A 24,553-nucleotide genomic window follows, 5' to 3' on the forward strand; every position below is an offset into this window, starting at 1 on the left:
CCCTCCCCGAGAGGACCCTCCTTGCTCAGCACCACACCCACCCACCTGCGGGTCGAACACCTCGACAGGCCCCTGGGCATCCACGTTCCGCGTCCGCGCCTGTCCTGGAGGCTCCCGCACGGATCGCGTACGCAGTCCGCGTACCGGATCGAGGCCGGGGACTGGGATTCGGGGAGGGTGGACTCGGCGGTCAACACCTACGTCCGGTACGCCGGCCCCGCGCCGGGGTCGGCCGCCCGGATCCCCTGGCGGGTCAAGGTCTGGACGGACCTCGGCGAGAGCGGCTGGTCGCGGGCCTCCTGGTGGGAGACCGGCCTCCTGGAGCCGCACGCATGGCAGGCACGGTGGATCGAGCCGGCCGAGCCGGAACCCGCCGCGGCCGGCCTCCGCCCCGCCCACCTGCTGCGCCACGCCTTCACGCTCGGCAAGCCGGTCCGCGAGGCCCGGCTGTACGCCACCGCCCACGGGATCTACGAGGCGTTCCTCAACGGCCACCGGGTCGGGGACGCCGAACTCACCCCGGGCTTCACCGCCTACCGCTCCCGCCTCCAGGTGCAGACCTACGACGTCACCGGCCTGCTGGTCCAGGGCGACAACGCGCTCGGCGCCGTACTCTCCGACGGCTGGTTCCGCGGCCGCCACGGCTTCGCCCGCGAAGCCGACGGCTTCGGCACCCGCACCGCCCTCCTCGCCCAGCTGACCGTCGGGCATCCCGACGGCACCACCACCGTGCTGGGCACCGGCCCCGGCTGGCGCGGCACCGCCGGTCCCGTCACCGCCGCCGACCTCATGGACGGCCAGGAGACCGACCTGCGCCTCCACGACCCGCGCTGGGCGACGGCCGGCTTCGACGACCGCCCGTGGCACCCGGCGGACGTCGCCCACGGCGGCCTCTACGACGACTTCACCCGCCTGACCGGCCCCCTCGCCCCACCCGTCCGCCAGGTCGAGGACGTACGACCGGTCGCGGTGACCCGGCGGGGACCGGGGCGGCACGTGGTGGACCTGGGACAGAACGTCAACGGCCGGCTGCGGCTGACGAACCTCGGCCCGGCGGGCACCCGGCTCCGCCTGGTGCACGGCGAGGCCCTGGACGAGCACGGCGACGTCACCACCGACAACATCCGCGCCTTCGACTGGACCACCCACCGGCCGCTGCCGGCCGGCCAGATCGACACCGTCACCTCCGCGGGCCGGCCCGGCGAGGTGTTCGAACCCCGCCACACCACCCACGGGTTCCGCTACGTCCGTGTCGAGGGCCACCCCGGCCCCCTGACCGCCGACGACGTCACCGGCGTCGTCGTGCACAGCGACCTGACCCGCACCGGCTGGTTCACCTGCAGCGACGAACGTCTCAACCGCCTCCACGAGGCGGCGGTGTGGAGCATGCGCGGCAACATCTGCGACGTGCCCACCGACTGCCCCCAGCGCGAGCGCGCCGCCTGGACCGGCGACTGGCAGGTGTTCGTCCCCACCGCCGCCTTCCTCTACGACGTCGCCGGCTTCACCGCCAAGTGGCTCGCCGACCTGGCCGCCGACCAGTGGGCCGACGGCACCGTCCCCAACTTCGTCCCCGACCCCGCCGGCGAAGCCGCCCGCCGCGACTCGCCCGAGGGCGGCATGAACGGCTCGGCCGGCTGGGGCGACGCGGCCGTCATCGTCCCCTGGGAGATCTGGCGCGCCTACGGGGACCTGGACCTGCTGCGCACCCAGTACCCCTCGATGTGCGCCTGGGTGGACTTCGCCGCCCACCGGGCCCGCACCCGCCGCCACCCGGACCGCGCGGCCTCCCGCCCCCGCGCCGCCGCGCACGAGGAGTTCCTGTGGGACACCGGCTTCCACTTCGGCGAGTGGCTGGAGCCCGGCGTCGCCCCCGACCTCGACCCCACCCGGGACCGAGGTGACGTGGCCACCGCCTACCTGCACCACTCGGCCGAACTGCTCGCCCGTACCGCGGCCCTTCTCGGCCACCGGGACGACGAGACCCGCTACCGGCGCGTCGCCGACGGCGCCCGTACCGCCTGGCGGGCCGAGTACCTCGTCGGTGACGCCTCCCCCGGTGAACCCGTCACCGCCCCCGACACCCAGGCCACCCTGGTGCGCGCTCTGGCCTTCGGGCTCGTCCCCGAGGCCGTACGCGCCCGCGCCGCGGACCGGCTCGCCGCCCTGGTCCGCTCCGCGGACACCCACCTGACCACCGGTTTCCTGAGCACCGGCCTGCTCCTGCCGGTCCTGGCCGACCACGGTCACCTCGACCTCGCCCACGAACTGCTGCGGCAGCCCACCGCGCCGTCCTGGCTCGCCATGATCGAGCGCGGCGCCACGACCATCTGGGAGGACTGGGACGGCGTCGACGAACGGGGCCGCCCCAAGATGTCGTACAACCACTACAGCAAAGGGGCCGTCGTCTCCTTCCTCCACCAGTACGTCGCCGGCATCCGTCCGCACCCGAACCCGGACCCGGCCGCTGCCGGACACCGGCGCTTCGTCATCGCGCCCCGGCCCGGCGGCGGCCTCACCTGGGCCTCGGCCCGCCACGATTCCCTGCACGGGCCCCTCACCTGCCGATGGCGGCGGCACGGCGACGAGTTCACCGTGACCGTGGCCGTTCCGCCCGGCACGACGGCCGAGGTCCGGCTCCCCGGGAGCGAGCCCGCCCTCGCTCCCCCCGGAACCCACACCTACACCGTCACCTGCCCACGCCGTTGAGGCGGACGCACGGTGCGTCGGCGCACGGCGGCCACATGCTGATGCATCATCAGCATCTGCACGGAGCAGGTCGGTCGAGGGCTTCGGCGGAAGCCCGGGCCTTGACCGCCGCGAGACGGGGAAGGCGACCCGGCATGGATGCGGTGGTGATGACGACGACGTACGCGCGGCGCCTGGCCGTGGTGCTGGCGGCCCTTCCCCTCGTCGCGGGGTGCGGCGGCACGGGACACGACGGGCGGGACGACGCCCGGACGGCCGGAGGGCAGCCGATCACCGGCCCGGGGGCGCACCTGGTGATCACCACGGACAACGGGGTGCGTCTGCGGCCCGCGGACGGCGACCGGGTCGTCGTCGACCGGGGCGTCGGCCACCGCTGGACGCACCACGACGGCACCTGGGTCATGGACCTGTCGTGCGCCCGGCCGCCCGAGGCGGACGCGCCGTGCCCGCGCATGCCGGAGGTCGATGTCCCCGCCGGCGCGTCCGTCACCGTCACCGCCCGCAACGCCGGCATCGACGTGGCGGGCATCGACGCCCCCCTGGACCTGACGACCGTCAACGGAGACGTGACGGTGACCGGTTCCGGGAACGCAGAGGGCGCAGAGGGCGCGGCGGTACGGCTGGCGACCCGGAACGGTTCGGTGCGCGCGGACGCCCTGCGGGTGACGACGCTGCACGCGGAGACGGTGAACGGCGACGTGGTGCTCCACTGCGCCACCTCGCCGACCGGCGTCGCGGCGGCCACCACCAACGGCTCGGTCCGCGTCGTCGTGCCGCACGACGCGCCCCGCTACCGCGTCACGGCGACCACGAACAACGGCAGGCCGTCGGTCGCCCTCCCCACCGACGGCACACAGGACGACCGCACCATGGCCCTGACCACGGTCAACGGCGACGTCGGCGCCGCCCGGGAGTGACACCTGGTGCTTCCGGCCGGTTTCATGACGTCGGACGACCGTCCGCCTCTCTGCCCCGGCCTCGCACAGTTGCGCGGTGCGTGGTGTGCGGTGCGTGAAAGGCTGCGGCCCTCTCGTGGTCGGCTCCGGCAGTTCACTCCCGTCCGAGCTCGATACGGCTCCGTGTGGCCCCGGTTGTTCCCCGGGGGACGGCGGCCCGTCCGACGGTGGTGCCGGGCTCGCGCTCAGCGCTCACGGGCGAGGACCTCCGCGAACCCGTCCGCGGGTCCGAGACGGTAGCCGGTCCGGGCCGCCGTGCGCGTCTGCTTCGACCGCGGCACGTGCGGCGCCGCCGTCACGGTTCGCGGGTTCCGGCAGGCGGGGCGGCGGGCCGGGGCAGTGCGGCGAGGACGGCGCGGTGCACGGCCCGTGCGAGGCGCGCGCCCCACAGCGACCGCGGTCCCGCGAAGGCGTGCACGTCCTCGCCGGGCCGGGGCACACGGGCGGCGACGCAGACGGCGTCGGTCGGCGTGCCGGAACAGTCGAGACCGGCCTCGACCAGTGCCTGCACCTTGGCCTCGGTCGCGGTGGCGACGGCGTTGACCAGCGCGGCGTCGCCGAGGGCCGCTGGAATCGTCGCGAGGACGTTGATCGTGCCGGGCGCGAAGGAGCCGTTCGCGCCGGGCGGGTCGGCGGGCGCGGCGGCCCACCCGCGCACCTCGATGCCGGCGGTGACGACGGCATCGACGCCGCCGTCACCGACGTGGGCATGGTCCGCGACGTCGGCCGCCGTCATCAGACCCACGCCCTCACCGGTCAGACCGGCCGCGGTGGCGACCTCCCCCAGGTGCTCGGCCGGGTCGAGGCGCCGGTAGCCGTGGCAGACCTGGGCGTTGAGGACCCAGAGCCGCTCCCCCACTCCCCCGCCGAGGACGGCACTGCTGACCATCCGCCACCCCGGGCCCGCCCGCCACACCAGCGCCGACAGCTCCTCACCGTCCTCGAAGCGGCTCAGCCGCTCCACGGTCAGCCGCCGCGCGGTCGGGGTCGGCGGCAGGACGGCGCGCTGCACGGAGGGCTCCTCACAGGGGCGGGCATGACCTGCACATGTTACGAACCGGCCCCGTCGCGACGACGGCCGGTACGACGCTCCGCGACGGCGCCTTCTACGCCGGGGAGGAGGTCCGCCGCTCGCCCCGCAGGGATGCGGCCGCCGCCTCGGCCACGTCGGCCCGGGGTCCGGCCGCGCATGCGCGGAGGAACTCCGCGACCCGGGGTCCCGGCCAGTCCACCGCGGCGGCCGCGGCCCAGAACCGGAGTCCGTCGTGGGGGTCCAGGGGACCGAGGAAGTCGAGGACGTGGTCGACCGTGGCCGGGACCAGGGAGAGGTGCTGCGCGGCGACGGCGCGCAGGGCGCCGTCGGCGAGCATCGGGGTGCCGCTGTCCAGGCACCACCGCAGGGCGTCGGCGGTGTCCTCGGGAGCGCTCAGCCGGACGACGGCGTCGCCGAGGGCGACGTACACCGTGGTGGCCTCGTGAGGGCGCCGGGCGAGTTCGCGCAGTGGACCGAGCGCGGGTCGGTGGCCGCACGTGCCGAGGGCCATGACCATCTCGTACCGCGTCTCCCAGGTGCGGGGGTCGTGGACCTCCCGCCGGAGGGCCTCCAGCAGCGACGGCCCTGCGGCGGGATCGGCGAGCCGACGCAGACGTCGGGCAGCGGAGCGCCGCTTGGGCGAGAGCCTGTGGCCCAGCTGCGCCACGGCTTCGTCCGGCGTCAGTGGCATGTCGGCCCCCTCTGATTCGTTCCGGCTCGGCAGCAACGTAGCTCCTCGCACCGACAGGGGCTTGTGCCGGGCGACGGGAAGGGGGCCCTCCGGCGCCGTGCGACCCGCTTCCGGGGGGGCCGGGCGCGGCCCGCGGTTGTGCGGCAGCTTGGACAGCAGGACACCCATGGCGCAGGAATTGCTCAGAGGAAGTTGAGAGATTCCTGTGCGAGGCTGACGCGCCCCTCGGCCGGTACGCGCAGACGCGCCCGCGCCGACTTCTCGTCGTCGCCTTCTGGAGGAACACCCGATGAGCCTGAGCCTCTCCCTCGTGAACGGCCTGCCGGTACACGTCCTGATCGTGCACTTCGTCATCGTGCTGGTCCCCCTGAGCGCCCTGGCCGTCGTGGTCGGCGCGACATGGCCGAGTGCCGCGCGGCGCATGGGGATCGTGCTGCCGGCGCTGGCCCTGGTGACGCTGGCGAGCGTGCCCGTCGCCGCGGAGGCCGGCGAGTGGCTGGAGGAGCACGTCGACAGCAACCCCCTGGTACGCAGGCACGCCGAACTCGGTGACGGGCTGCTCCCCTGGGCCGCGGGCCTGTTCCTGCTGGCGACGGCGGTCTGGTGGACGAACCGCGGGTCGGCCGCCGCCCAGGCCGCTCCCGCCGAGGGGCGGACCCGCTCCGCCTCGCCCCGGTCCGCGCTGGTCGTCCGTGTGGTGGCGGCGGTGCTGTCCGTCGGGGTGGCCGCGGGCGCCGTGGTGGATGTGTACCGGGTCGGCGACTCGGGGGCGAAGGCCGCCTGGGAGGACGGCTTCTCCCGGACCGCCACGGGCGACCGGGGCGACAACGACTGACACCACCGTCTCCCGCCTCCCGCCTCCCGCCGAAGTTACCTGTGCGTTCCGCACGTCGGATTGATGACAGCGGCAACTGTGCGGGCCCCTGCGCCACGTGACAGCGTCTTGCCCGTCGGCGAGCGGTGGGAGGGAGAAGGCGTGAACAAGGGTTATGCCGTGTACTGCGACGCGGACCCGTACTTCTACGACGCTCCGTACCGCACGGTTCCCCGCACCGGCTCCGGACGTTCCCGGTACGCCGCGGCCTCGTTGCCCGTCCCGGCGGGATGGCAGCGCAACGAGAGCGGGGACTGGCTCGCCCTGCGCCCGGTGGACGCGGACCTGCCCGACCAGGGCTGGAAGATCCACGTGTCCGCCTGCCTCGACAACGCCGAGTCCGTGCTGGAGCGCGTGTGGCGGCACTGCGTCGCCGGCGGCACGGCCTTCAAGTTCGTCCCCAGCCGCTACCTGCTGCACCAGCGCAACGCCAAGTACGCCGACCGGGCCGGCAGCGGCAAGTTCATCACCGTGTACCCGGCGGACGAGGCACGGTTCGAACAGCTCGCGGGCGAGCTTTCGGCCCTGCTGGCCGGCGAGGCCGGGCCGCACATCCTGAGTGACCTGCGGCTCGGCGACGGCCCCGTGCACGTCCGCTACGGCGGCTTCACCCGCCGCAACTGCTACGACGCGAACGGCGAGTTGCGGCCCGCCGTGACCGGTCCCGACGGAGAGCTGGTGCCGGACCTGCGCGGTCCCGTCTTCCGGGTGCCGGACTGGGTGAGCCCGCCCGCCTTCCTGCGCCCGCACCTGGACGCCCGTTCCGCGGTGACCGTCGCCGACCTCCCCTACGCCATCGAGTCGGCGCTGCACTTCTCCAACGGCGGCGGTGTCTACCTCGCCCGTGACACCCGTACCGGTGAGCAGGTCGTCCTCAAGGAGGCCCGTCCGCACGCCGGGCTGGCAGCCGACGGCGCCGACGCCGTGACCCGGCTGCACCGCGAACGCCGGGCGCTGGAACGTCTGTCGGGTCTGGACTGCACACCCGAGGTGCTCGATCACCTCACCGTCGGGGACCACCACTTCCTCGTGCTGGAGTACATCGACGGCAAGCCGCTCAACACGTTCTTCGCCCGCCGCCATCCGCTCATCGAGGCCGACCCGGGCGCGGAGCGGCTGGCCGAGTACACCGCCTGGGCGCTCGACGTCCACGCCCGGGTGGAACGGGCCGTCGAGGACGTCCACACGCGGGGCGTGGTCTTCAACGATCTGCACCTGTTCAACATCATGCTCCGGGAGGACGGCAGCATCGCCCTGCTGGACTTCGAGGCGGCGCACCAGGTGGGCGAAGCCGGTCGGCAGACCGTCGCGAACCCGGCGTTCGTGGCGCCTTCCGACCGGCGGGGCGTGGCCGTGGACCGGTACGCGCTGGCCTGTCTGCGGCTGGCGCTGTTCCTGCCGCTCACCAGTCTGCTCGCGCTGGACCGGCGCAAGGCGGCGCATCTCGCCGACGTGGTGGCGGACCAGTTCCCGGTGGACCGCGCCTTCCTGGACGCGGCGGTCGAGGAGATCACGGCCGACGCCGTCGGCGCGCCCGCGGGGCGGCCTGCGGCCGGGCCGTTCGTACCGGTGCGGCCGGGCGACTGGCCGCACAGCCGGGATTCCATGGCCGCGGCGATCCACGCGTCCGCGACGCCGTCCCGCACGGACCGTCTCTTCCCCGGCGACATCGCGCAGTTCGCCACGGCGGGCGGCGGGCTGGCGTTCGGCCACGGCGCGGCGGGAGTGCTGTACGCCCTCGCCGAGAGCGGCGCGCAGCGCAGTGAGGACGGCGAACAGTGGCTGCTGGAGCGGACCAAGCAACCGCCGTCCGGCATGCCGCTCGGTTTCCACGACGGGCTCGCCGGGATCGCCTGGACGCTGGAGCACCTCGGCCATCGCGACCGCGCCCTCGACCTCACCGACCTGCTCCTCGGCCAGTCCTTCGACCATCTGGCCCCGGACCTGCACAGCGGCACCGCCGGACTGGGCCTCGCCCTGGACTCCCTGGCGGCCACCACCGGTGAGGCCGCGCTGCACGCGGCGGCCCTGCGCTGCGCCGACCTGACCGCCCGCGGCACACCGGCCGGGAACGGGAGCTCCGCCCGGCCGCGCGCGGGCCTGCTGCACGGCGCGGCGGGCAGCGCGCTGCTCTTCCTGCGCCTCTACGAACGCACCGGGGACCGCGCGCTGCTCGACCTCGCGCGCGACGCGCTGCGCCGGGACCTGGCACGTTGCGTCCGGGGCGCGGGCGGCGCGTTGCAGGTCGACGAGGGGTGGCGCACCATGCCGTACCTGGGCGCGGGCAGTGTGGGCATCGGCATGGTGCTCGACGACTACCTGGCGCACCGGGACGACGACGACTTCGCGCGGGCGAGGAACGAGATCGTGGCCGCCGCACAGGCCATGTTCTACGCCCAGCCGGGCCTCTACCGGGGCGTGTCCGGGATGGTGCTGTACCTCGGCCGCACCGCCGCCGCGACCGCCGGCACCGCGACCGCCGGCACGACTCCCGGCACCGGGCCCGAGGCCCTGCGGCGCCAGCTCGACGCGCTGGCCTGGCACGCCATGTCCTACCGCGGCCACCTCGCCTTCCCCGGCGAACAGATGATGCGCCTGTCCATGGACCTCTCCACCGGAACGGCCGGATGCCTGCTGGCCGTCGCCTCCGTCCACGGCGACCGGACCGCCGCCCTGCCGTTCCTCCCACCGCCGCCGCCCACCGGCCGGCGGCCCCTGACTCGGCCCCACCAGGGGTCGTGATGAAAGAGCAGCACCCGTTGCCGTACGAAGGGAAGATGTCATGAACCTGTTCGACCTGCAGTCGATGGAGACCCCCAAGGAAGAGGCCATGGGGGACGTCGAGACCGGCAGCCGCGCGAGCCTGCTGCTCTGCGGCGACAGCAGCCTCAGCGTCACGACCTGTAACTGACGCCCGGGCCGACCGCCGCGGCGACGCGGTGAGCGACGCCGCTCGGCACCGGTGCCCCGGGTTCTCGCCCGGGGCACCGGTGCCCGCGCGCACGGACACCTCCGCCACGCGCCCCGTCGCGTGCGCGACCGGTGTCCCGGCAGGGGGACGGAGGGGAAGGGGTGCGTGGGGTGGTGGTGACGACCGGGCCGGGGGCACGGCAGGTGCCCACGGCGGATGACGGGGCCGACGGCGGCGGGCCGGGCCGTACGCCCGAACTGCTGGTGCTGCTCTCCTCGGCCGGGGCGGCGGTGGCGGCGGTGGCCCAGCCCTTCGTGCTCGGCCGCACCCTCGATCTCCTGCTGCGCGACGGTGACGCGGGGCGGTGGCTTGCGCTCAGCGCCGCACTGCTCGTCGGCGAGATCCTGCTGGACAGCCTCACCTCGCTGTTCACCGTCCGTTGCAACGCCGGCTGGACGGCTGCCATCCGTTCGCGCGCCTTCGCCGGGCTGCTGGGCGCCGTACCGGACCGCGCGCGAAGCCACACCCCGGGGGACGTCGGCACCCGCCTGACCCTCAACGCCACCGACGCGGGCGGCGCGCCGGCGGCCCGCGCGGCACTGGCGGCCTCGCTGGTCACACCGGTGGGCGCGCTCGCCGCGCTGGCCGTCGTCGACGTATGGGTGGCGGCGTGCGTGCTGGCCGGGCTGCCCGCCCTGGCGCTGGTGCTGCGGGCGTTCGCCCGCGACACCGGTGCGTCGGTGGCCGCCTACCAGCGCGCCCAGTCACAGATCGCGTCCCGGCTGCTGGAGGCGCTGGAGGGCACGGCGACGATCGCCGCCGCGGGGACCGGCGCCCGGGAACGCGAGCGGGTGCTCGCGCCGTTGGGGGAACTCGCGGCCCTGGGCCGGCGCATGTGGGCACTGCACGGACGGGCGCTGGGCAGGAGCGGCGTCCTGGTGCCGCTGCTGGTCCTGGCCGCCACGGCCGTCGGGGGCCTGCGCCTCGCGTCGGGCGCCCTGAGCGTGGGCGGCCTGCTCGCCGCCTGCCGGTACGCGCAGCTGACGGCCGGCGTCGGCGGTGCCGCGTCCCTGCTGGGCGCGGTCGTACGGGGCCGCCGGGCGCGGGACCGGACCCTGGAGCTGGAACGGCTGCCCGCGCTGGCCTACGGGACGCGCGCCGTGCCGCCGGAGGGCCGGGGCGCTCTCGAACTGCGCGGGGTGCGCGTGGTGCGCGACGGCAGACAGGTGCTGCGCGCCGACGGGCTGCGGATACCGGGCGGCGCCACCGCCGCGGTGGTCGGCCGCGGCGGAGCGGGGAAGTCCGTGCTGGCGGCCGTGGCGGGGCGGCTGATCGACCCCGACGAGGGACAGGTGCTGCTGGACGGCGTCCGCCTCGACCGGCTGAGCCGCGAGGCGTTGCGCACCGAGGTCTCCTACGCCTTCGAGCGTCCGGCGCTGGGAGAGGGGACGGTCGCCGAAGCGGTCGCCACCGGGCCGCGCACCGTCTCCCGCGAGCAGGTACGGCAGGCCGCCCGGGCCGCCGGCGCCGACGGCTTCGTACGCCGGCTGCCGCACGGTTACGACACCCCACTGCCCGCTGCGCCGCTGTCGGGCGGCGAGCACCAACGCCTCGGGCTGGCAAGGGCGTTCGCGCACGCCGGGCGGCTCCTGATCATGGACGACGCGACGTCCAGCCTGGACACCGCCACGGAGCACGAGGTGGACCGGGCGCTGCGCCGGTCGCCGCGGCCCGGGACCCGGCTGGTCGTCGCGCACCGCCCGTCGGTCGCCGGCCGGGCGGACCTGGTGATCTGGCTGGAGGACGGGAGGGTGCGGGCGGTCGCGTCGCACCGCGACCTGTGGCACGAGGCCGACTACCGGGCGGTCTTCGGCCTCGGCGGTACCGGCCGCGTCGACGGCACCGGCGGCAGCGAGGGCAACAACGACAGCTCCGGCGGCGACGGCAGCGGCGAGGCTCCCGCGCCCGCCGCGGGGGCCTCGCGACTGCCCGAACCCGAAGAGGCGCGGCCGTGAGCCGCTCCGGCGACGGCCTCGCCCACCACGCGGGCGGCGGGTCCGGCGCCCTGCGCCGGATCGCGCCGCCGGCCCGTCGTTTCCTCGCCCGCCGCAGAGGGGTCCTCGTGCGGCTCGCGCTCTGGTCACTGGCGGAGGCGGGGCAGGCCTTCCTGGTGGGCTACGGCGTCGCCCACTCCGTCGACCAGGGGTTCCTCGCCGGTGACACCCGCAAGGGGCTGCTGTGGCTCGCGGTCGCCCTGGTCGCGGTGCTGTTCGGCGCCCCGGTGATCCGGGGTGTCTTCGCCCAGTTGGCCGGGCTCACGGAGCCGCTGCGCGACGGCCTGGTCAGGCGTGCCGTCGACCGGGCCATGGACCGGTCGACGGACACGCCCGGCGGGGCAGACCGGGCGGCCGTCTCCCGGCTGACGAATCAGGTCGAGATCGCCCGGGACAGCTTCGCCGGCCTGGTCCTGACCCTGCGTTCGTTCCTCTTCACCGCCGCCGGAGCGCTCCTCGGGCTGCTGGCCCTGCACCCGGCCCTGGTCGTGGTGGTCCTGCCGCCGCTGATCGGCGGCCTGGCCCTGTTCCTGGCCACGCTGCGGCCCATGGCGGCGGCTCAACGGCGGGCCCTGGCGGCCGACGAGGCGCTGGGCGACCACGCGGCCCGTGCCCGGGCGGCGCTGCGCGATCTGACGGCCTGCGGGACCGGCCCCGGGACGGCACGGCGCGCCGCGGACCTGGTCGCCGATGCCGCCGCCGCGTCCCGTGTCCTGGCCGGCTGGACGGCGGTGCGCACGGCGGCGCTCGGCACCGCGGGTCAGCTGCCCGTCCTGGCGTTGCTGGTGGCGGTGCCGTGGCTACGCGGTCGAGGGGTGACGGCGGGCGCGCTGCTGGGCGCGTTCACCTATCTCGTCCAGTCGCTGCTGCCCGCCCTGCACACACTGATGACCGCGCTCGGCGCGGCGGGTTCCCGGCTGCTGGTCGTCCTGGACCGGATCGCCGGTCCCGCGCCGTCGACGGCGGCCGCGGACCGCACGCGACCGAGGCCGGCACACCCGGTAGGGGCGCCCGCGGCCGCCGCCGGTGCCGCCCCCACCGCCCCGGCCCCCAGCGGCCACGGCCGTCACGGGCGCTCGCGGCCCCCCGCGGGCGGCGGGCCGGCCGCGGCGGTGGAGCTGCGGTCCGTGACCCTGTCCTACGGCGTCCGCGCCGAGCCGGTCCTCGACTCGCTGGACCTGCGCGTCGCGCAAGGTGAGCACCTCGCCGTCGTCGGACCGAGCGGCATCGGCAAGTCGACGCTCACCCGCCTGGTCGCAGGGACGCTCGCGCCCAGCGGCGGTGAGGTGCGGGTGGCCGGACACCGGGTGACCGGGCGCGCCGCACCCGAACTCGCCGCACTGCGCACGCTGGTGCCCCAGGAGGCGTACGTCTTCTCCGGCACCGTGGGCGACAACCTCGCGTATCTGCGTCCGGACGCGGGCAGGACGGATCTCGACGCGGCCGTCCGGGCCCTCGGCCTGCGATCGCTGGTCGATCGTCTGGGCGGGCTCGACGGCGCCGTGCGGCCCGGCGAACTCTCCCCGGCCGAACGGCAGTCGGTCGCGCTGGCGCGCGCGTACCTGTCGCCCGCGCCCCTGCTGCTGCTCGACGAGGCCACCTGTCATCTGGACCCCGCGTCCGAGGCCCGGGCGGAGGAGGCCCTCGCGCGGCGGCCGGGGACGCTGCTGGTGGTGGCGCACCGCCTGTCGTCGGCCGTCCGCGCCGATCGGGTGCTGGTGCTGGACGGCGTGGCGGCGGTGTGCGGCAGACACGAGGAGGTGCTGGCCCGTTCGGCTCTCTACCGCGACCTGACGGGCCACTGGAACGGCGGTCCCGACCGGGAGGCCTGAACGCGGGACGCCGGGGGCGCGGGGAGGACACCGCGCGGCCCCTCAGGTCCAGCCGGCGTCCTGGACGATGCGGATCGCGTCGACCCGGTTGCGGGCGCCGACCTTGCGGATCGCCGTCGCCATGTAGTTGCGGACGGTCCCCCTGGACAGGTGCAGACGGGCCGCTATCTCAGCCATCGGCGTCCCCTCGGCCGCCAGGGACAGCACGCTCAGCTCACGGGCGGTCAGGGGCATGACCGCGCCTTCGAGCAGGGCCACGGTGAGGGCCGCGTCGAGGAAGCGCTCCCCTTTGGCGACCGTGTGCACCGCCGTGATCAACCGCTGGGCCGGGGCGTTCTTGTCGACCAGGCCGAGCGCGCCGGCGTCGAACGCCCTGCGCAGGACGCCCGGACGCCTGGGTGTCGTCAGGACGACGAGCAGGTCCCCGTGCCGCGCCCGGAACAGCGCGTCCTGCGTCTCCCCCGGCCCCTGGAAGCAGTCGCCGTCCACGACGCACACGTCCGTCGGCAGCACCTCGTCGTCCCTGACGTCGGCGCGGGGGGACATGGCCGAGACCTCCAACGTGTCGTCGGATCTCAGCAGTTCCACCAACGCCGAGCGCAGTAATTCCTCGTCGTGCACCACGCGGATACGGACCATCTCCCCCATCCTCTGTCAGCGGCTCTTTCGCAGGGCGGCCGACCGCGCCGCTCACGCACCAGGGCCATGTGCCCTGAACCGTCGCGGGGGAACACGGCACAGGAGCCGGGTGGGGGCGCACCGGATGCAATCCGCCGCTTCCGGCGCCCGGAAGGGAGCGCGAAGCCGCTGCCCGCGCTGGCGAAAACGGCGCAGACACGCTCCGGCCGCCGACGGGGACCGGCGCCCGGAGGTCCGGACGGCGGGCCGCCCCGCCCCGTCGCCGTCCCCCCTGCTCCCTGGCCACGGCGGCGGACCGCCCCGCGGACCGGCCTTACCCCGCCGGACGAGAGGTAAGGGACAGCGGTGCGCCACCGTCCGGAGCCCGGCCGGAAACAGCCCTTCTCCAATCTGACGCGAAACCCTCGGCCCCACCGGACGGCTCCCCCGCCGCCGCTGTGCGGCCGGTCAGCGTTCGACCGGTCCGGTGGAGCTTTCCCCGCACGGGTCGTGGCCTGCGGAGTTCTGCCAGAACGCGCCGAGCGCGGCGACGAGTTCCCCGGGTGCCTCTTCGGCGATGTGGTGTCCGGAGTCGATCGGTCCCCCCTCCAGCCGGCCGCCCGCCCAGTCGCGCCAGACACCGAGGACGTCGCCGTAGAGGTCCGCCATGTCGTCACGGGTGGCCCACAGCACCTGGAGCGGGCATTCGATGCGCCGGCCGTCCCGTCGGTCGGCGTCGTCGTGCTCGCGGTCCGGACCGAGGCCGGCCCGGTAGTCCTCGCACATGGCGTGCACCGTGGCCGGATCGTGGATCGCCCGCCGGTAGTCCTCGTACGCCTCGGCGCCCATGTGCTCCGGGGTGGCCCTGTACCAGGCATCGGGGTCGGCGTTGATGACGCGTTCGGCGGGTTTGTCGGTCTGCCCCAGGAAGAACCAGTGCCACCAGCTTGCGGCGAACCCCGCGTCGCAGCGCCGCAGGGCCTCCCCGATGGGGACGGCGTCCAGCACGCTGACGCAGGACACGGCTTCCGGGTGGTCCAGGGCGAGCCGGGTGGCCACGTACGCGCCCCTGTCGTGCCCGACGACGGCGAACCGCTCGTGCCCGAGGCCGCGCATGACCGCCAGGACGTCGCCGGCCATGGCGCGCTTGGAGTACGGACCGTGCCGGGCGTCGGTCGGCGGCTTGTCGGACTCGCCGTAGCCCCGCAGGTCGGGGCAGACCACCGTGTGACCGGCCGCGGCCAGCAGGGGCGCGACGCGGTGCCAGGTCGCGTGCGTGCGCGGATGGCCGTGCAGGAGCAGTACGGCGGGACCGCTGCCGCCGTGCCGGACCCGCAGCCGCGCCCCCTCTCCCTCGCACCGCGTCAGCTCGAAGTCGTCGAACACGTGGCCTCCCTGCCTCGGACGTTCCGTTTCCCTGCCCTGAAGTGCTCGGTCGTGTGCGGGCGTCCGCCCGTCCCGCCCCGTGACCTCCGCCGTACTCGGGTAACCCGCCGAAGCGCTCTCCACCCTGTCCGGCTGGGCCGGCTCCGGCCCCCTGACCCGCCGGACGGGCCCTCGGCCCGCCCGGCGGGCTCAGACCGGGCCCAGGTCGGTCTGGAACAGGTGGTGGTCCGAGTACGGGGTGGGTCGCACGCGGTGCGCGAGCGGGACGATGCCGCGCAGGAAGACGTAGTCGAACTTGCTGTGCCAGTCGGTGGTCGGCTCGCAGGTGCCGGCGGCCGAGGGACGGCACCGGGGGTCCGCGTCCGCGGCCAGTGCCCACATCCGGCCGAGTTCGGGAGCGTCCGGCACCGCGTTGAAGTCGCCGAGGACGATCGCGCGGTCGTGACGGGCGACCTCCGCGGCGAGCACCGCGGCCTGCTCCGCCCGGACCGCTTCCTGGCGTCGTTCGGCGAGATGGGTGTTGAAGACCCGGACGGGCCGGCCGCCGACCGCGGTGGTGACCGCCATGTACCCGCGGTCCTCGGATCCGCCGTCGGGGTATTCCACGTCGACGCGGTCGGTCATCGGGGCCGCCGAGAGCACCGCCTGGCCGTAGGCTCCGGGGCTCCAGGGCATTCCGCCGCAGCGGCCCCAGTTCCGCAGGACCGTCCCGTACTCGACGTGGTAGACCAGCCCGTAGAGGCTCTCCAGGTGGTCCCGGATCTTCTCGACGTCACGCACACACGCTTCCTGCAGCCCGATGACCTGGGGCGCGTACGTGGCGATCTGCGCCGCCCGGTCGGCGTTGCCCGTGTCGCAGGGGTTGCAGAGGTTCCACGTCATGACGCGGTTCGGCACGACGTCCCGGACGGCGTCGGCGGGCAGTGACCTGCCGGAGAGGTCGTCGCCCGGCGCACTGCGGCCGACGAGGGCCACGCAGACCAGGGCCAGGATCGCGGCGCCCGCGAGCAACGGCATGCGCCTTCCGGACACCCTCGCCTCCTCGCTGTGGGGCACACGCGGCAACAGACGGCCCCGGCAACGAGATTACGGGACGGGGCGGTCGGCAACACGTGCTCGTCCCCCTGGGTCCGCGGTGCCGACCGCCCCGGTCCCGGGGCCGGCCGTGAAGGGCCGGCCCCGGGGTCGGCGCGGGGAACGTCAGCTCACGGTGCCGATGCGTTCGACGCGCTCGTCGACGCCGTTGCGGAGTCCACCGAGCGTCGTGCCGGGCGGGGCCGTCCTCGGCGTCGAGGACGGCGGCTGCGTCTCGTCCGCGCAGGTCGTGCCCGAGGCCGGGACGTCGAGGTCCACCAGGTAGCCGACGACCGCGTCCGTCGCGCAGGCGCTGCGGCCGAACGCGGTGTGCCCCTCGGCCTCGAAGGTGAACAGCGAGGCGTCGTCCAGCCGCCGGGACAGCGCCACCGCGTCCCGGTACGGGGTGTCCGGGTCGCCGGTGGTGCCGAGGACGAGGATCGGTGCCGAGCCCTTCGCCCGGTAGGAGCCGTCGTAGCGGCTGACGTGCTCGCCGGGCCACTGGGCGCAGGCGGTGGCGTGCTGGTGGTCGTACACGGGAGGGCCGTACTCCATCACCGGGCCGAGCAGGGGCGCCGCCTCCGCGTTGGCCGTGACGTTCCGCTTCAGCAGGCGCGGGTCGTGCGGGTGGTCGCGGTCGACGCACTCGACGCACTCGACGGCCACGTTCGGGCCCGGGAAGTCGAAGCCGGCCGGGGACGGCGGCCGCAGCATGAAGGACGTGTCGTCGCGCAGCTGGGCCTTGCGCAGGGCCGCGCCGAACGAGAGCCGGATGACCTTGCCCTCGTCGATGTTGAACATCAGGCGGTGGACCAGCGTGCAGCCGTTCGCCCGGCCGCCGTTCGCGGTCGGTACGGGGTTGGCGTCCAGGTCGGCCTTCAGCTTCTCGAACGCCGCGCGCGGGTCGCCGTCGCCGAACCCGCAGGTGGCCCGGTCGGCGGCGCACCAGTCCAGGAAGCGGCTCATCGCGCCGTCCAGCGCCAGGTACGGCGGCCGACGCCGCGGACGTCGTAGCCGAAGACGTCGAACGAGTCGCGGAGTGCGGCCGGCAGGTCCGCGTGGTTGTTCCGCACGAAGTCCACGCCGGAGTTGCCGGGCCCGCCGGGCTGCATGAAGAGCGTGCCCTTGCGCTTAGCCGGGCCGGCGGCCGTCTTCCGGATCACCGCGAGGGTGGTGGTCCTGCCGTGCGGGTCACGGTAGTCGAGCGGAACGTCGGCGTTCGCGCACTCGAAGCCGCCCTGGCAGTCGGTCCAGACGAGGGACGGCACGGGTGGCTTCGCGGGCGGCTTCGACGAGGCCGCCGCCTGGGGCGCGGTCCCCGTCACGGCGGCCGCGAGCGCCGTCGGCGCGGCCGCGGCGGCGGTAAGCCCTGATCCGCACCTCACGTCCTGCCGCCGGGGCGGACCACCGGCCCGGCCCCGGTCCGGTCCGGGTCCGGGCCGCGCCCGCCGCTTCGATGCCGCCGGCCACCGCGTCGCCCTGCTGTCCGGCAGCAGGGCGCACCTCGACGATCTCGTCGCGGGTCAGGAGCCGTCCCGGATGCGGGCGAACCGCTCGCGCACCTGCCGAGGAACGGACTCGGTGCCGTGGCGCCGGGCGCCGTCGGCCATCAGGCTGGTGACAGGGACGACCGTGGCGCGGGACCACCGGAAGTCGGCCGGGCCGGGCTCGGACGGCGGCGGGCGCTCATGGGGGTGCCGGCGGTGTCGCGACGACAGGCCCGCCTTCACGGCCCGGACGGCCCTGGTCGCCGCGGCGGGCGGGTCCAAGGATGGAGAGGGGGTCGTCGCCCCCGCGACGGGGCGAGCACCCGCCGGCACGCTTCCGAATGCCCAGGAACCCAGGAGCCCACGATGGAGACATTCACCAGCACGTGCGCCACAGCCGGACGGTGTCCGCCGGACGGTTCCGCGGCCCCGCGGGTCCCGCTCCACGGGCGGGGCTGATGAACGTCGGGGCGAACCTCACGGAGCCCGGCGCCGGGACCGACCCGTCAGCCGGTCCGGGCGGGGCGCCGGCTGTTCAGGAGTTGCGTGCCGGGGACGTCTTCACCACGTTGGACACCTCGCCACGGGGGCTGTCGGCGGCCGAGGCACGCACACGACTGGACCGGTACGGCGCCAACGAGCTGCCCCGCTCGGGCCGCACCCGGGTGTGGCGGCAGCTGGCGGCGCAGTTCAAGGACCTGTTCGCGCTCGTGCTGCTCGTCGCATCGGGCATCACCTTCGTCGCGTACGGGCTGGAGCAGCCCCGTGACCTGGGCACCTTGCAGCTGGCCTTCGCCATCCTGGGCGTGGTGGTGCTCAACGCCGTCATCGGTTTCGCCCAGGAGTACTCGGCGGAACGTACGGCGGAGTCGCTGCAGGCGATGGTGCCGCACGCCTGCCGGGCGCTGCGCGACGGTGAGCGGCTGGAGCTGCCGGTGCGCGAGCTGGTGCCGGGGGACGTGGTGTGGGTGGAGGCCGGGGACGCGGTGTCGGCCGACTGCCGGATCGTCGAGGCGCACGAGCTGTCCGTGAACAACGCTCCGCTGACCGGGGAGAGCAACGCGGTCGGCCGTACGGCCGAACCGGTGTCGGCCGGACCGCCGCTGGAGGCCCGCAACTGCCTGTTCATGGGGACGGAGGTGGTCGCCGGATCGGGCAGGGCCGTCGTCTTCGCCACCGGTGTGGGAACGGAGTTCGGGAAGATCTACCGCCTGGCCGCGGCGGCGCCGCGGCAGAAGACCCCGCTGCAGCGGCAGGTCGCCTCGATGGCCCGCCGGGTGGCGGGGGCGGCCCTGGCGATCGGCGCCCTGCTGTTCGCCGTCCGGCTGCCCACCGGCGAGTCCGTGGTGTCCCTGTTCGTGTTCGCGCTCGGTGTCATGGTCGCGCTGGTTCCCGAAGGGCTGCCCGCGACGCTCTCGGTGTCGCTGGCGATCGGCGTGCGGCGCATGGCCCGGCGGCACGCGCTGGTCAAGCGGCTGCTCGCGGTGGAGGCGCTCGGCTCGACGACCGTGATCTGCACCGACAAGACCGGCACGCTCACGCAGGCGGAGATGACCGTCACGAAGGTGTGGGCCCACGGCTCGCTGCACTCGGTGTCGGGGGTGGGCTACGCGCCCGTCGGCGAGGTGGACGATCCGGCGCCCGTGCGGGAACTGCTTCGCGTGGCGGGGCTGTGCTGCAACGCCAGGCTGGTCCCGCCGGCGGATCTGCGGCACTGGAGGGTGCTCGGCGACACCACCGAGGGAGCGCTGCTGGTCGCGGCGGCCAAGGCCGGCGTCGACCTGGACGCGGCGGAGGCGGCCACGCCCCGAGTGACGGAGTTCCCCTTCGACTCGGACCGCAAGCTGATGACCACGGTGCACCACGGCGGTGCGGGCCACCAGGCCTACGTCAAGGGAGCGCCCTCGGAGCTGCTGGCCCGCTGCACCGCCGTCGAGTGGAAGGGCGAGCGCCGGCCCCTGACCGAGGAGACGCGCGCCGCCGCCGTCGCCGCCGGCGACGGCCTCGCGTCCCAGGGACTACGGGTGCTGGCGGCGGCGCGGCGCGAGGTGGCCGGCCCCCACCCCGCGCAGGAGGAGGCGGAGTCCGGGCTGACGCTGCTCGGTCTGGTCGGCATGCTCGACCCGCCGCGGCCCGAGGTCACGGACGCGGTCGGGGCCTGCCGTCGGGCCGGTATCCGCATCGTCATGGTCACCGGCGACCATCCGCTGACCGCCGAGGCGGTCGCCCGCCGGGTGGGCATCGTGCTCGGGCCGGACCCCGTGGTGGTGACCGGCGCCCGGCTCGACACCCTCGACGAGGACGCGCTGGACGCGCTGCTGGCCGAGCCGTCGGAGCTGCTGCTGTGCCGGGTCAGCCCGGAGCACAAGATGCGGGTGGTCACCGCCTTCCAGCGGCGGGGTGAGGTCGTGGCGGTCACCGGGGACGGCGCGAACGACGCGCCGGCCCTGAAACACGGCGACATCGGGGTGGCGATGGGCGCCTCGGGCACGGACGTCGCCCGGGAGGCGGCCTCGATGGTGCTGCTGGACGACTCGTTCGCCTCCATCGCCACGGCGGTGCGACTGGGCCGCTCGGTGTACCAGAACATCCGCAAGTTCCTCGTCTACGTCTTCTCCAGCAACATCGGCGAGCTGGGACCGATCCTGGCCGCCACGTTCGCCGGGTTCCCGCTGGTGCCCATCAGCGCGGTGCAGATCCTGGCGATCGACCTGGGTTCGGACGTGATGCCCGCGCTGGCGCTGGGAGCGGAACCGCCGGAGTCCGACGTGATGGACCGCCCGCCGCGCTCCCGCCGTGAGCCGCTGTTCTCGGCCGGGGTGGTGGGGCGGATCCTGTTCCTGGGCGGCATCCAGGCGCTCGGCGTGTCCGCCGTGTTCTTCTGGCACGTCCACTCCGCGGGCCTCGCCTTCGACGCTTTCACCGAGGACGACCCCGTCTACCGTGAGGCGGTCACCATGGTGCAGGCCGGGATCGTGCTGAGCCAGTTCTTCATCTCCCTCGCCGTGCGCACCGACCGGCAGAGCGTCCTGAAGGCGGGACTGCTGTCGAACCCCGCGCTGCTGGGCGCCGGCTTCGTCGGGATCGCCTTCATGGCCGCGATCAGCTACGTCCCCCTGCTGCAGGCGGTCTTCAACACCGCGCCGCTGGCCGCCGGGGACTGGGCGGTCCTGGCCGGGCTGGGAGTGCTGCCGCTGCTGGCGGACGAGGTCCGCAAGGGGTGGCTCCGTCGTCACCACCGTGTCGCCCGGAAAGAGGTGGACCGATGAGAGTGATCATCGTGGGCTGCGGACGGGTCGGCTCCACGCTGGCCGTCCAGCTCGCCGCCGAGGGGCACGACGTGCACGTCGTCGACCGGTGCCCCAAGGCGGCCCGGCGGCTGCCCGACAGCTCCCACATCCGCTTCCACGAAGGCAACGGCTACAGCCGGGCCGTGCTGGAGGCGGCCGGCATCGAGCACGCCGACGCCTTCGTGGCCGTGACCTCCGGGGACAACAGCAACATCGTCAGCGCACGGACGGCGAAGGAGACGTACCGGGTGCCGAACGTCCTCGCCCGCATCTACGACCCCCGCCGCGCCGACATCTACCACGAGCTCGGCATCCCCACCATCGCCGGCGTCCACTGGACCGTGCACCGGATCCACCGGATGCTGCTGCACCGCCACCTCTCCCCCGACATCAGCTTCGGCAACGGCGAGACCCTGCTCCACCGCTCCGAACTGCCGGCCTACCTGACCGGACGGCGGCTGGCCGAGTTCGACGTCGACGGCGAGATCCGCGTCGTCGAGGTCACCCGTGGCGGCCATTCCCTGGTCCCCTCCCACAGCACCACCGCGCGCCCGGGTGATCTGGTCACCTTCGCCGTCGCCACCACCGCGCTGGGCAGGCTGCGCGGCTTCCTGGACAAGGAGCTGGGGACATGAACGTGATCATCGCCGGGGCCGGCCGGCTCGGGACCCAGATCGCGCAGGTGCTCGCCGCCGCCCACAACGAGGTGACGTTGATCGACTCCGACGACGACCGCATCGCCGAGCTGGAGGGCCGCCTCCCGCTCCGTCTGGTCGCCGGAGACGCCTGCGAGCCCGCCCTCCTGGAACACGCGGGTGCTCTCACCGCCGACCTCGTCGTCGCCACCACCGGCGACGACGAGGACAACCTGGTCATCAGCCTGCTCGCCAAGCGCCGGTTCGCCGTGGACCGGGTCGCCGCGCGCGTCAACGACGCCGACAACACCTGGCTGTTCGACCAGCGCTGGGGGGTCGACGTCGCCGTGCCCGCCGCGACCCCGCTGATCTCCCTGATCGAGGAGGCCACCGGCGCCACGGACACCGTGGCCCTCCTGCGGCTGAGCAAGGCGGGCGTCGACGTCATCGAGACCGCGATCACGCCGCGGTCCCGCACCGCGGGCCGCACCCTCGCCGAGGTGCCGCTGCCCGACGGCACGGTGATCGCCACCATCATCCGCGACGGGCAGCCCACCGTCCCCGCCCCGGCCTTCACGCTCCGGGCCGGCGACGAACTCCTCCTGGTCTCCCACACCGCCACCGAGCAGGAGATCCGCGCCGCGTTCCAATGACGGCCGCGGGCCCTCGTGCGGAACCACCACCGGCGGGGCGGGACGCGGCGGGCGCGGAGGGCGCGAGCGGCGGCCGCGCGGGCCGACAGGCCCCCGGGCGGGGCCGGACTGCCCTCGCGGCGTCGCGTCGAAGCGGCCAGGCTTGTCATGAACCCAATCCGGCGGCTCACCGACACGCCGGAGTGAAGGAGCTGATCGCCATGACGCATCTGGCCGGATTCCCGGACCGCCCGGTCCGGGTGAACGCGCGTGTCGACGCGCCGCTGTCGCGATGGCTGTGGCTCGTAAAGTGGATCCTCGCCGTTCCGCACTACGTGGTGCTCTTCTTCCTCTGGATCGCCTTCTGCGTGGTGACGGTGATCGCGTTCTTCGCCATCCTGTTCACCGAGCGCTACCCCCGCGCCCTGTTCGACTTCAACCTGGGGGTGCTGCGCTGGAACTGGCGGGTGGCCTTCTACGCGTACGACGCGCTGGGCACCGACCGGTACCCCCCGTTCAGCCTGGGCGAGGAACCGGACTACCCGGCCCGGCTGGACATCGCCTACCCCGAGCGGCTCTCCCGCGGCCTGGTGCTGGTGAAGTGGTGGCTGCTGGCCGTCCCGCACTATCTGGTCATCGGCTTCTTCGTCGGCGGCGCGCACCTCGGCTGGTGGTCGAGCGGGCTGATCGGCATGCTGACGCTCGTCGCGGCCGTGATCCTGGCCTTCACCGAGAAGTACCCGAAGGACCTGTTCGACCTGATCATCGGTCTCAACCGGTGGGTGCTGCGCGTCTCCGCCTACGCCGCGCTGATGACGGACGCGTACCCGCCGTTCCGTCTGGACATGGGCGGCCCGGAGACGCCGGACGCCGAGGAGCGGACCTGACCGCCGCGCCGAGGGGCGCGTCCTTCCCCTCGGTGCCGCCCGTACGGCCGCTCATCCGTGCTCGGATCGCAGTTCGCGGATCCGGGCGCGGAACACGCGCCAGCGCCTCTCGTTGCCGTGCACGAGTATCGCCGACTCCGCCATCAGGTCGGCCGCCCGGTCGAACAGTTCGGAGGCCGCGTACAGGTAGCGGGGAGCCTCGCGTTCCCCCGCCAGGTCGGCCCTGAGCGCCGCCGGAGAGAAGTCGACCCGGGCCAGCAGGTCGAGGGCGCGGCGCAGCAGCCGCGCGACCAGGGTCTGCAGTCCCGCCGACTGCCAGTCGTCGGCGATGATCCGGTGGCGCTCCCCCAGCAGGTCGGCCAGCGCCGGGTAGGCGGCCAGGCTCCCGGCGATCTCCCAGGCCTGCTCCATCACCCGGGCCAGCCAGGCACCGCCCTGCTCGGTGTCGTCGGCGATCGTGCCGACCTCCCTCTTCAGTCTCAGGAGTTCCGCGGGCTCGTCCTCCCCTTCCATGAAACTGAGGATCCCCGACTCCGCCACGAGCCCGGGGGCGTTCAGGTCCTCGGTGCCGGCGAATCCGATCGTCGACGTCCGCCCACCGGCCTCGGCCTCGCTCCACCGGTCGGCGAGCGACTTCAGCGCGCGAGAGCGCGCCTGGAGCTCTGCGGCCTGCCGCAGCGGCGCCTGTGAGTAGTACTCCTCGTGCTCCCGGTGGAACCGCGCCAGGTTGTCGATCACGCGCAGCAGTGGGTCCGGCGGGGTACGCCGCGTCTCGTCCTCGGGCATGCCGGCAGTCTGTGGCAGCGTTCACGCATCGGCACGGAGGCCGCGTCCATCAGGGCGACCGCGACGAGGGCCTTCAGGCCGTCTTCTGCCCGCTCATCCGCTTGCGGGCGCGGTAGGCCGCCGCCTTGATCTTGTTGCCGCACGGGTCCATGGCGCACCATTCCCGCCGTGCTCCCCGGGACCGGTCGATGTAGATCTGCGAGCACTCGGGATTGCCGCACTCCTTGAGCAGTGCGGCGTCCGGCCCGCCGAGCACCGCGACGGCGTCCCGGGCGACGGCGGCGAACGCCTGCTCGAGGGAGGCTTCGACATGTCGCCCTGTCGCGCTCAGCTGCGGAACGGGGGTGGGCTTGCGGGCGTACGCGTTCACGAGCGCCAGTGCGTCGCGGTCGTAGGCGGCACCGGCCATCCGCGCCAGGATCAGCCGGTTGACGGCCTCGCGGAGTGCCAGGGCCGCACGGAGATCCGTGGCCTCGCAGGGGATCTCGTGCTCCGCGATCCCGCTCTCGCGGAACCACACACTGAGGCTTTCGGGCGAGGAGAGGTCCTCACGGGGCTCGGAACGGTGCCGGTAGCGCAGCGTTCCCGCGAAGTCGAGCGCGGGGGCACCTCCGGGGAAAGCATGCTTCATGTCACCATTTTGAACGGTGACGCATCGAGATGCAAGAACCCTCTCCTCCCGAGGCGGGATCAGGGGC

Annotated in this window: 19 protein-coding genes and 1 pseudogene; 11 read left to right on the forward strand and 9 right to left on the reverse strand. The window is 74.4% G+C overall.

Annotated features, from left to right (window positions below; all coding sequences use genetic code 11):
- The first annotated feature begins 21 nt into the window (after positions 1 to 21).
- Positions 22 to 2,709: a family 78 glycoside hydrolase catalytic domain gene (locus tag AB0N31_RS03840; protein ID WP_366056732.1), complete on the forward strand. Its 2,688-nt coding sequence runs from the start codon at positions 22 to 24 to the stop codon at positions 2,707 to 2,709.
- A 134-nt stretch (positions 2,710 to 2,843) separates the two neighbouring features.
- Positions 2,844 to 3,626 (forward strand): DUF4097 family beta strand repeat-containing protein, encoded by a 783-nt coding sequence (locus AB0N31_RS03845; RefSeq protein ID WP_366056733.1) that lies wholly within the window; start codon positions 2,844 to 2,846, stop codon positions 3,624 to 3,626.
- A gap of 334 nt (positions 3,627 to 3,960) precedes the next feature.
- On the opposite strand, the gene AB0N31_RS03850 is transcribed toward AB0N31_RS03845, so the two are convergent.
- On the reverse strand, positions 3,961 to 4,677 hold the full coding sequence (locus AB0N31_RS03850; RefSeq protein WP_366056734.1) for an adenosylcobinamide amidohydrolase: 717 nt from the start codon (positions 4,675 to 4,677) through the stop codon (positions 3,961 to 3,963).
- A 94-nt stretch (positions 4,678 to 4,771) separates the two neighbouring features.
- Positions 4,772 to 5,389, reverse strand: coding sequence for a HEAT repeat domain-containing protein (locus AB0N31_RS03855; protein WP_366056735.1), 618 nt, complete (start codon positions 5,387 to 5,389; stop codon positions 4,772 to 4,774).
- 289 nt (positions 5,390 to 5,678) lie between these two features.
- Between AB0N31_RS03855 and AB0N31_RS03860 the strand changes: the two genes are divergently transcribed.
- The 5 genes from AB0N31_RS03860 (at position 5,679) to AB0N31_RS03880 (ending at position 13,060) form a co-directional block, all read left to right on the forward strand.
- Complete coding sequence (locus AB0N31_RS03860) at positions 5,679 to 6,224, forward strand: DUF2231 domain-containing protein (RefSeq protein ID WP_366056736.1); 546 nt, start codon at positions 5,679 to 5,681, stop codon at positions 6,222 to 6,224.
- Between the two features lie 141 nt (positions 6,225 to 6,365).
- The gene (gene lanKC / locus AB0N31_RS03865; protein ID WP_366056737.1) at positions 6,366 to 9,005 is read left to right on the forward strand and encodes a class III lanthionine synthetase LanKC; all 2,640 of its coding nucleotides are present in this window, start codon (positions 6,366 to 6,368) and stop codon (positions 9,003 to 9,005) included.
- A gap of 40 nt (positions 9,006 to 9,045) precedes the next feature.
- Positions 9,046 to 9,174: a SapB/AmfS family lanthipeptide gene (locus tag AB0N31_RS03870; protein ID WP_006130296.1), complete on the forward strand. Its 129-nt coding sequence runs from the start codon at positions 9,046 to 9,048 to the stop codon at positions 9,172 to 9,174.
- 203 nt (positions 9,175 to 9,377) lie between these two features.
- Complete coding sequence (locus tag AB0N31_RS03875) at positions 9,378 to 11,189, forward strand: ABC transporter ATP-binding protein (protein WP_366056838.1); 1,812 nt, start codon at positions 9,378 to 9,380, stop codon at positions 11,187 to 11,189.
- On the forward strand, positions 11,186 to 13,060 hold the full coding sequence (locus AB0N31_RS03880) for an ABC transporter ATP-binding protein/permease (RefSeq protein WP_366056738.1): 1,875 nt from the start codon (positions 11,186 to 11,188) through the stop codon (positions 13,058 to 13,060). Before AB0N31_RS03875 ends, AB0N31_RS03880 begins: the two co-directional genes overlap by 4 nt.
- Positions 13,061 to 13,102: 42 nt before the next feature.
- Here the strand turns inward: AB0N31_RS03880 and AB0N31_RS03885 are convergent, their stop codons facing one another.
- The 5 genes and pseudogenes from AB0N31_RS03885 to AB0N31_RS03905 form a co-directional block, all read right to left on the reverse strand.
- Entirely contained in the window at positions 13,103 to 13,699 is a 597-nt protein-coding gene (locus tag AB0N31_RS03885; RefSeq protein ID WP_366056739.1) for a response regulator transcription factor, read from the reverse strand.
- Positions 13,700 to 14,146: 447 nt separating this feature from the next.
- Positions 14,147 to 15,064, reverse strand: a complete 918-nt coding sequence (locus AB0N31_RS03890; RefSeq protein WP_366056740.1) for an alpha/beta hydrolase — start codon at positions 15,062 to 15,064, stop codon at positions 14,147 to 14,149.
- Positions 15,065 to 15,253: 189 nt separating this feature from the next.
- Entirely contained in the window at positions 15,254 to 16,081 is an 828-nt protein-coding gene (locus AB0N31_RS03895; RefSeq protein ID WP_366056839.1) for an endonuclease/exonuclease/phosphatase family protein, read from the reverse strand.
- 183 nt (positions 16,082 to 16,264) lie between these two features.
- Positions 16,265 to 17,463: pseudogene (locus AB0N31_RS03900) on the reverse strand (alpha/beta hydrolase).
- Positions 17,464 to 17,661: 198 nt separating this feature from the next.
- Positions 17,662 to 17,907 carry a hypothetical protein gene (locus AB0N31_RS03905; RefSeq protein WP_366056741.1) on the reverse strand — a complete coding sequence of 82 codons (246 nt, stop codon included), beginning with the start codon at positions 17,905 to 17,907 and terminating at the stop codon, positions 17,662 to 17,664.
- A gap of 176 nt (positions 17,908 to 18,083) precedes the next feature.
- Between AB0N31_RS03905 and AB0N31_RS03910 the strand changes: the two genes are divergently transcribed.
- From AB0N31_RS03910 to AB0N31_RS03925, 4 genes are all read left to right on the forward strand, one after another.
- The gene (locus AB0N31_RS03910; protein WP_366056742.1) at positions 18,084 to 20,894 is read left to right on the forward strand and encodes a cation-transporting P-type ATPase; all 2,811 of its coding nucleotides are present in this window, start codon (positions 18,084 to 18,086) and stop codon (positions 20,892 to 20,894) included.
- On the forward strand, positions 20,891 to 21,550 hold the full coding sequence (locus AB0N31_RS03915) for a TrkA family potassium uptake protein (protein ID WP_366056743.1): 660 nt from the start codon (positions 20,891 to 20,893) through the stop codon (positions 21,548 to 21,550). Before AB0N31_RS03910 ends, AB0N31_RS03915 begins: the two co-directional genes overlap by 4 nt.
- Complete coding sequence (locus AB0N31_RS03920) at positions 21,547 to 22,203, forward strand: TrkA family potassium uptake protein (protein WP_366056744.1); 657 nt, start codon at positions 21,547 to 21,549, stop codon at positions 22,201 to 22,203. Before AB0N31_RS03915 ends, AB0N31_RS03920 begins: the two co-directional genes overlap by 4 nt.
- Positions 22,204 to 22,403: 200 nt before the next feature.
- Complete coding sequence (locus tag AB0N31_RS03925) at positions 22,404 to 23,069, forward strand: DUF4389 domain-containing protein (protein WP_366056745.1); 666 nt, start codon at positions 22,404 to 22,406, stop codon at positions 23,067 to 23,069.
- Between the two features lie 51 nt (positions 23,070 to 23,120).
- On the opposite strand, the gene AB0N31_RS03930 is transcribed toward AB0N31_RS03925, so the two are convergent.
- Together AB0N31_RS03930 and AB0N31_RS03935 are read right to left on the reverse strand one after the other, a co-directional pair.
- Positions 23,121 to 23,855 carry a hypothetical protein gene (locus AB0N31_RS03930; protein WP_366056746.1) on the reverse strand — a complete coding sequence of 245 codons (735 nt, stop codon included), beginning with the start codon at positions 23,853 to 23,855 and terminating at the stop codon, positions 23,121 to 23,123.
- A 73-nt stretch (positions 23,856 to 23,928) separates the two neighbouring features.
- Positions 23,929 to 24,486, reverse strand: coding sequence for an ABATE domain-containing protein (locus AB0N31_RS03935; protein ID WP_366056747.1), 558 nt, complete (start codon positions 24,484 to 24,486; stop codon positions 23,929 to 23,931).
- Positions 24,487 to 24,553: the final 67 nt, after the last annotated feature.

The sequence above is a fragment of the Streptomyces sp. NPDC051051 genome (assembly GCF_040682975.1).
In the GTDB taxonomy this organism is placed as follows: Bacteria; Actinomycetota; Actinomycetes; order Streptomycetales; family Streptomycetaceae; genus Streptomyces.

What these genes read in the sequence shown, in the direction of transcription:
- AB0N31_RS03845 (WP_366056733.1), top strand. Translation starts at nt 2,844, where the DNA reads ATGGATGCGGTGGTGATGACGACGACGTACGCGCGGCGCCTGGCCGTG.
- AB0N31_RS03855 (WP_366056735.1), bottom strand. Translation starts at nt 5,389, where the DNA reads ATGCCACTGACGCCGGACGAAGCCGTGGCGCAGCTGGGCCACAGGCTC.
- AB0N31_RS03860 (WP_366056736.1), top strand. Translation starts at nt 5,679, where the DNA reads ATGAGCCTGAGCCTCTCCCTCGTGAACGGCCTGCCGGTACACGTCCTG.
- AB0N31_RS03870 (WP_006130296.1), top strand. Translation starts at nt 9,046, where the DNA reads ATGAACCTGTTCGACCTGCAGTCGATGGAGACCCCCAAGGAAGAGGCC.
- AB0N31_RS03885 (WP_366056739.1), bottom strand. Translation starts at nt 13,699, where the DNA reads ATGGTCCGTATCCGCGTGGTGCACGACGAGGAATTACTGCGCTCGGCG.
- AB0N31_RS03895 (WP_366056839.1), bottom strand. Translation starts at nt 16,081, where the DNA reads ATGCCGTTGCTCGCGGGCGCCGCGATCCTGGCCCTGGTCTGCGTGGCC.
- AB0N31_RS03910 (WP_366056742.1), top strand. Translation starts at nt 18,084, where the DNA reads ATGAACGTCGGGGCGAACCTCACGGAGCCCGGCGCCGGGACCGACCCG.
- AB0N31_RS03915 (WP_366056743.1), top strand. Translation starts at nt 20,891, where the DNA reads ATGAGAGTGATCATCGTGGGCTGCGGACGGGTCGGCTCCACGCTGGCC.
- AB0N31_RS03920 (WP_366056744.1), top strand. Translation starts at nt 21,547, where the DNA reads ATGAACGTGATCATCGCCGGGGCCGGCCGGCTCGGGACCCAGATCGCG.
- AB0N31_RS03925 (WP_366056745.1), top strand. Translation starts at nt 22,404, where the DNA reads ATGACGCATCTGGCCGGATTCCCGGACCGCCCGGTCCGGGTGAACGCG.
- AB0N31_RS03930 (WP_366056746.1), bottom strand. Translation starts at nt 23,855, where the DNA reads ATGCCCGAGGACGAGACGCGGCGTACCCCGCCGGACCCACTGCTGCGC.
- AB0N31_RS03935 (WP_366056747.1), bottom strand. Translation starts at nt 24,486, where the DNA reads ATGAAGCATGCTTTCCCCGGAGGTGCCCCCGCGCTCGACTTCGCGGGA.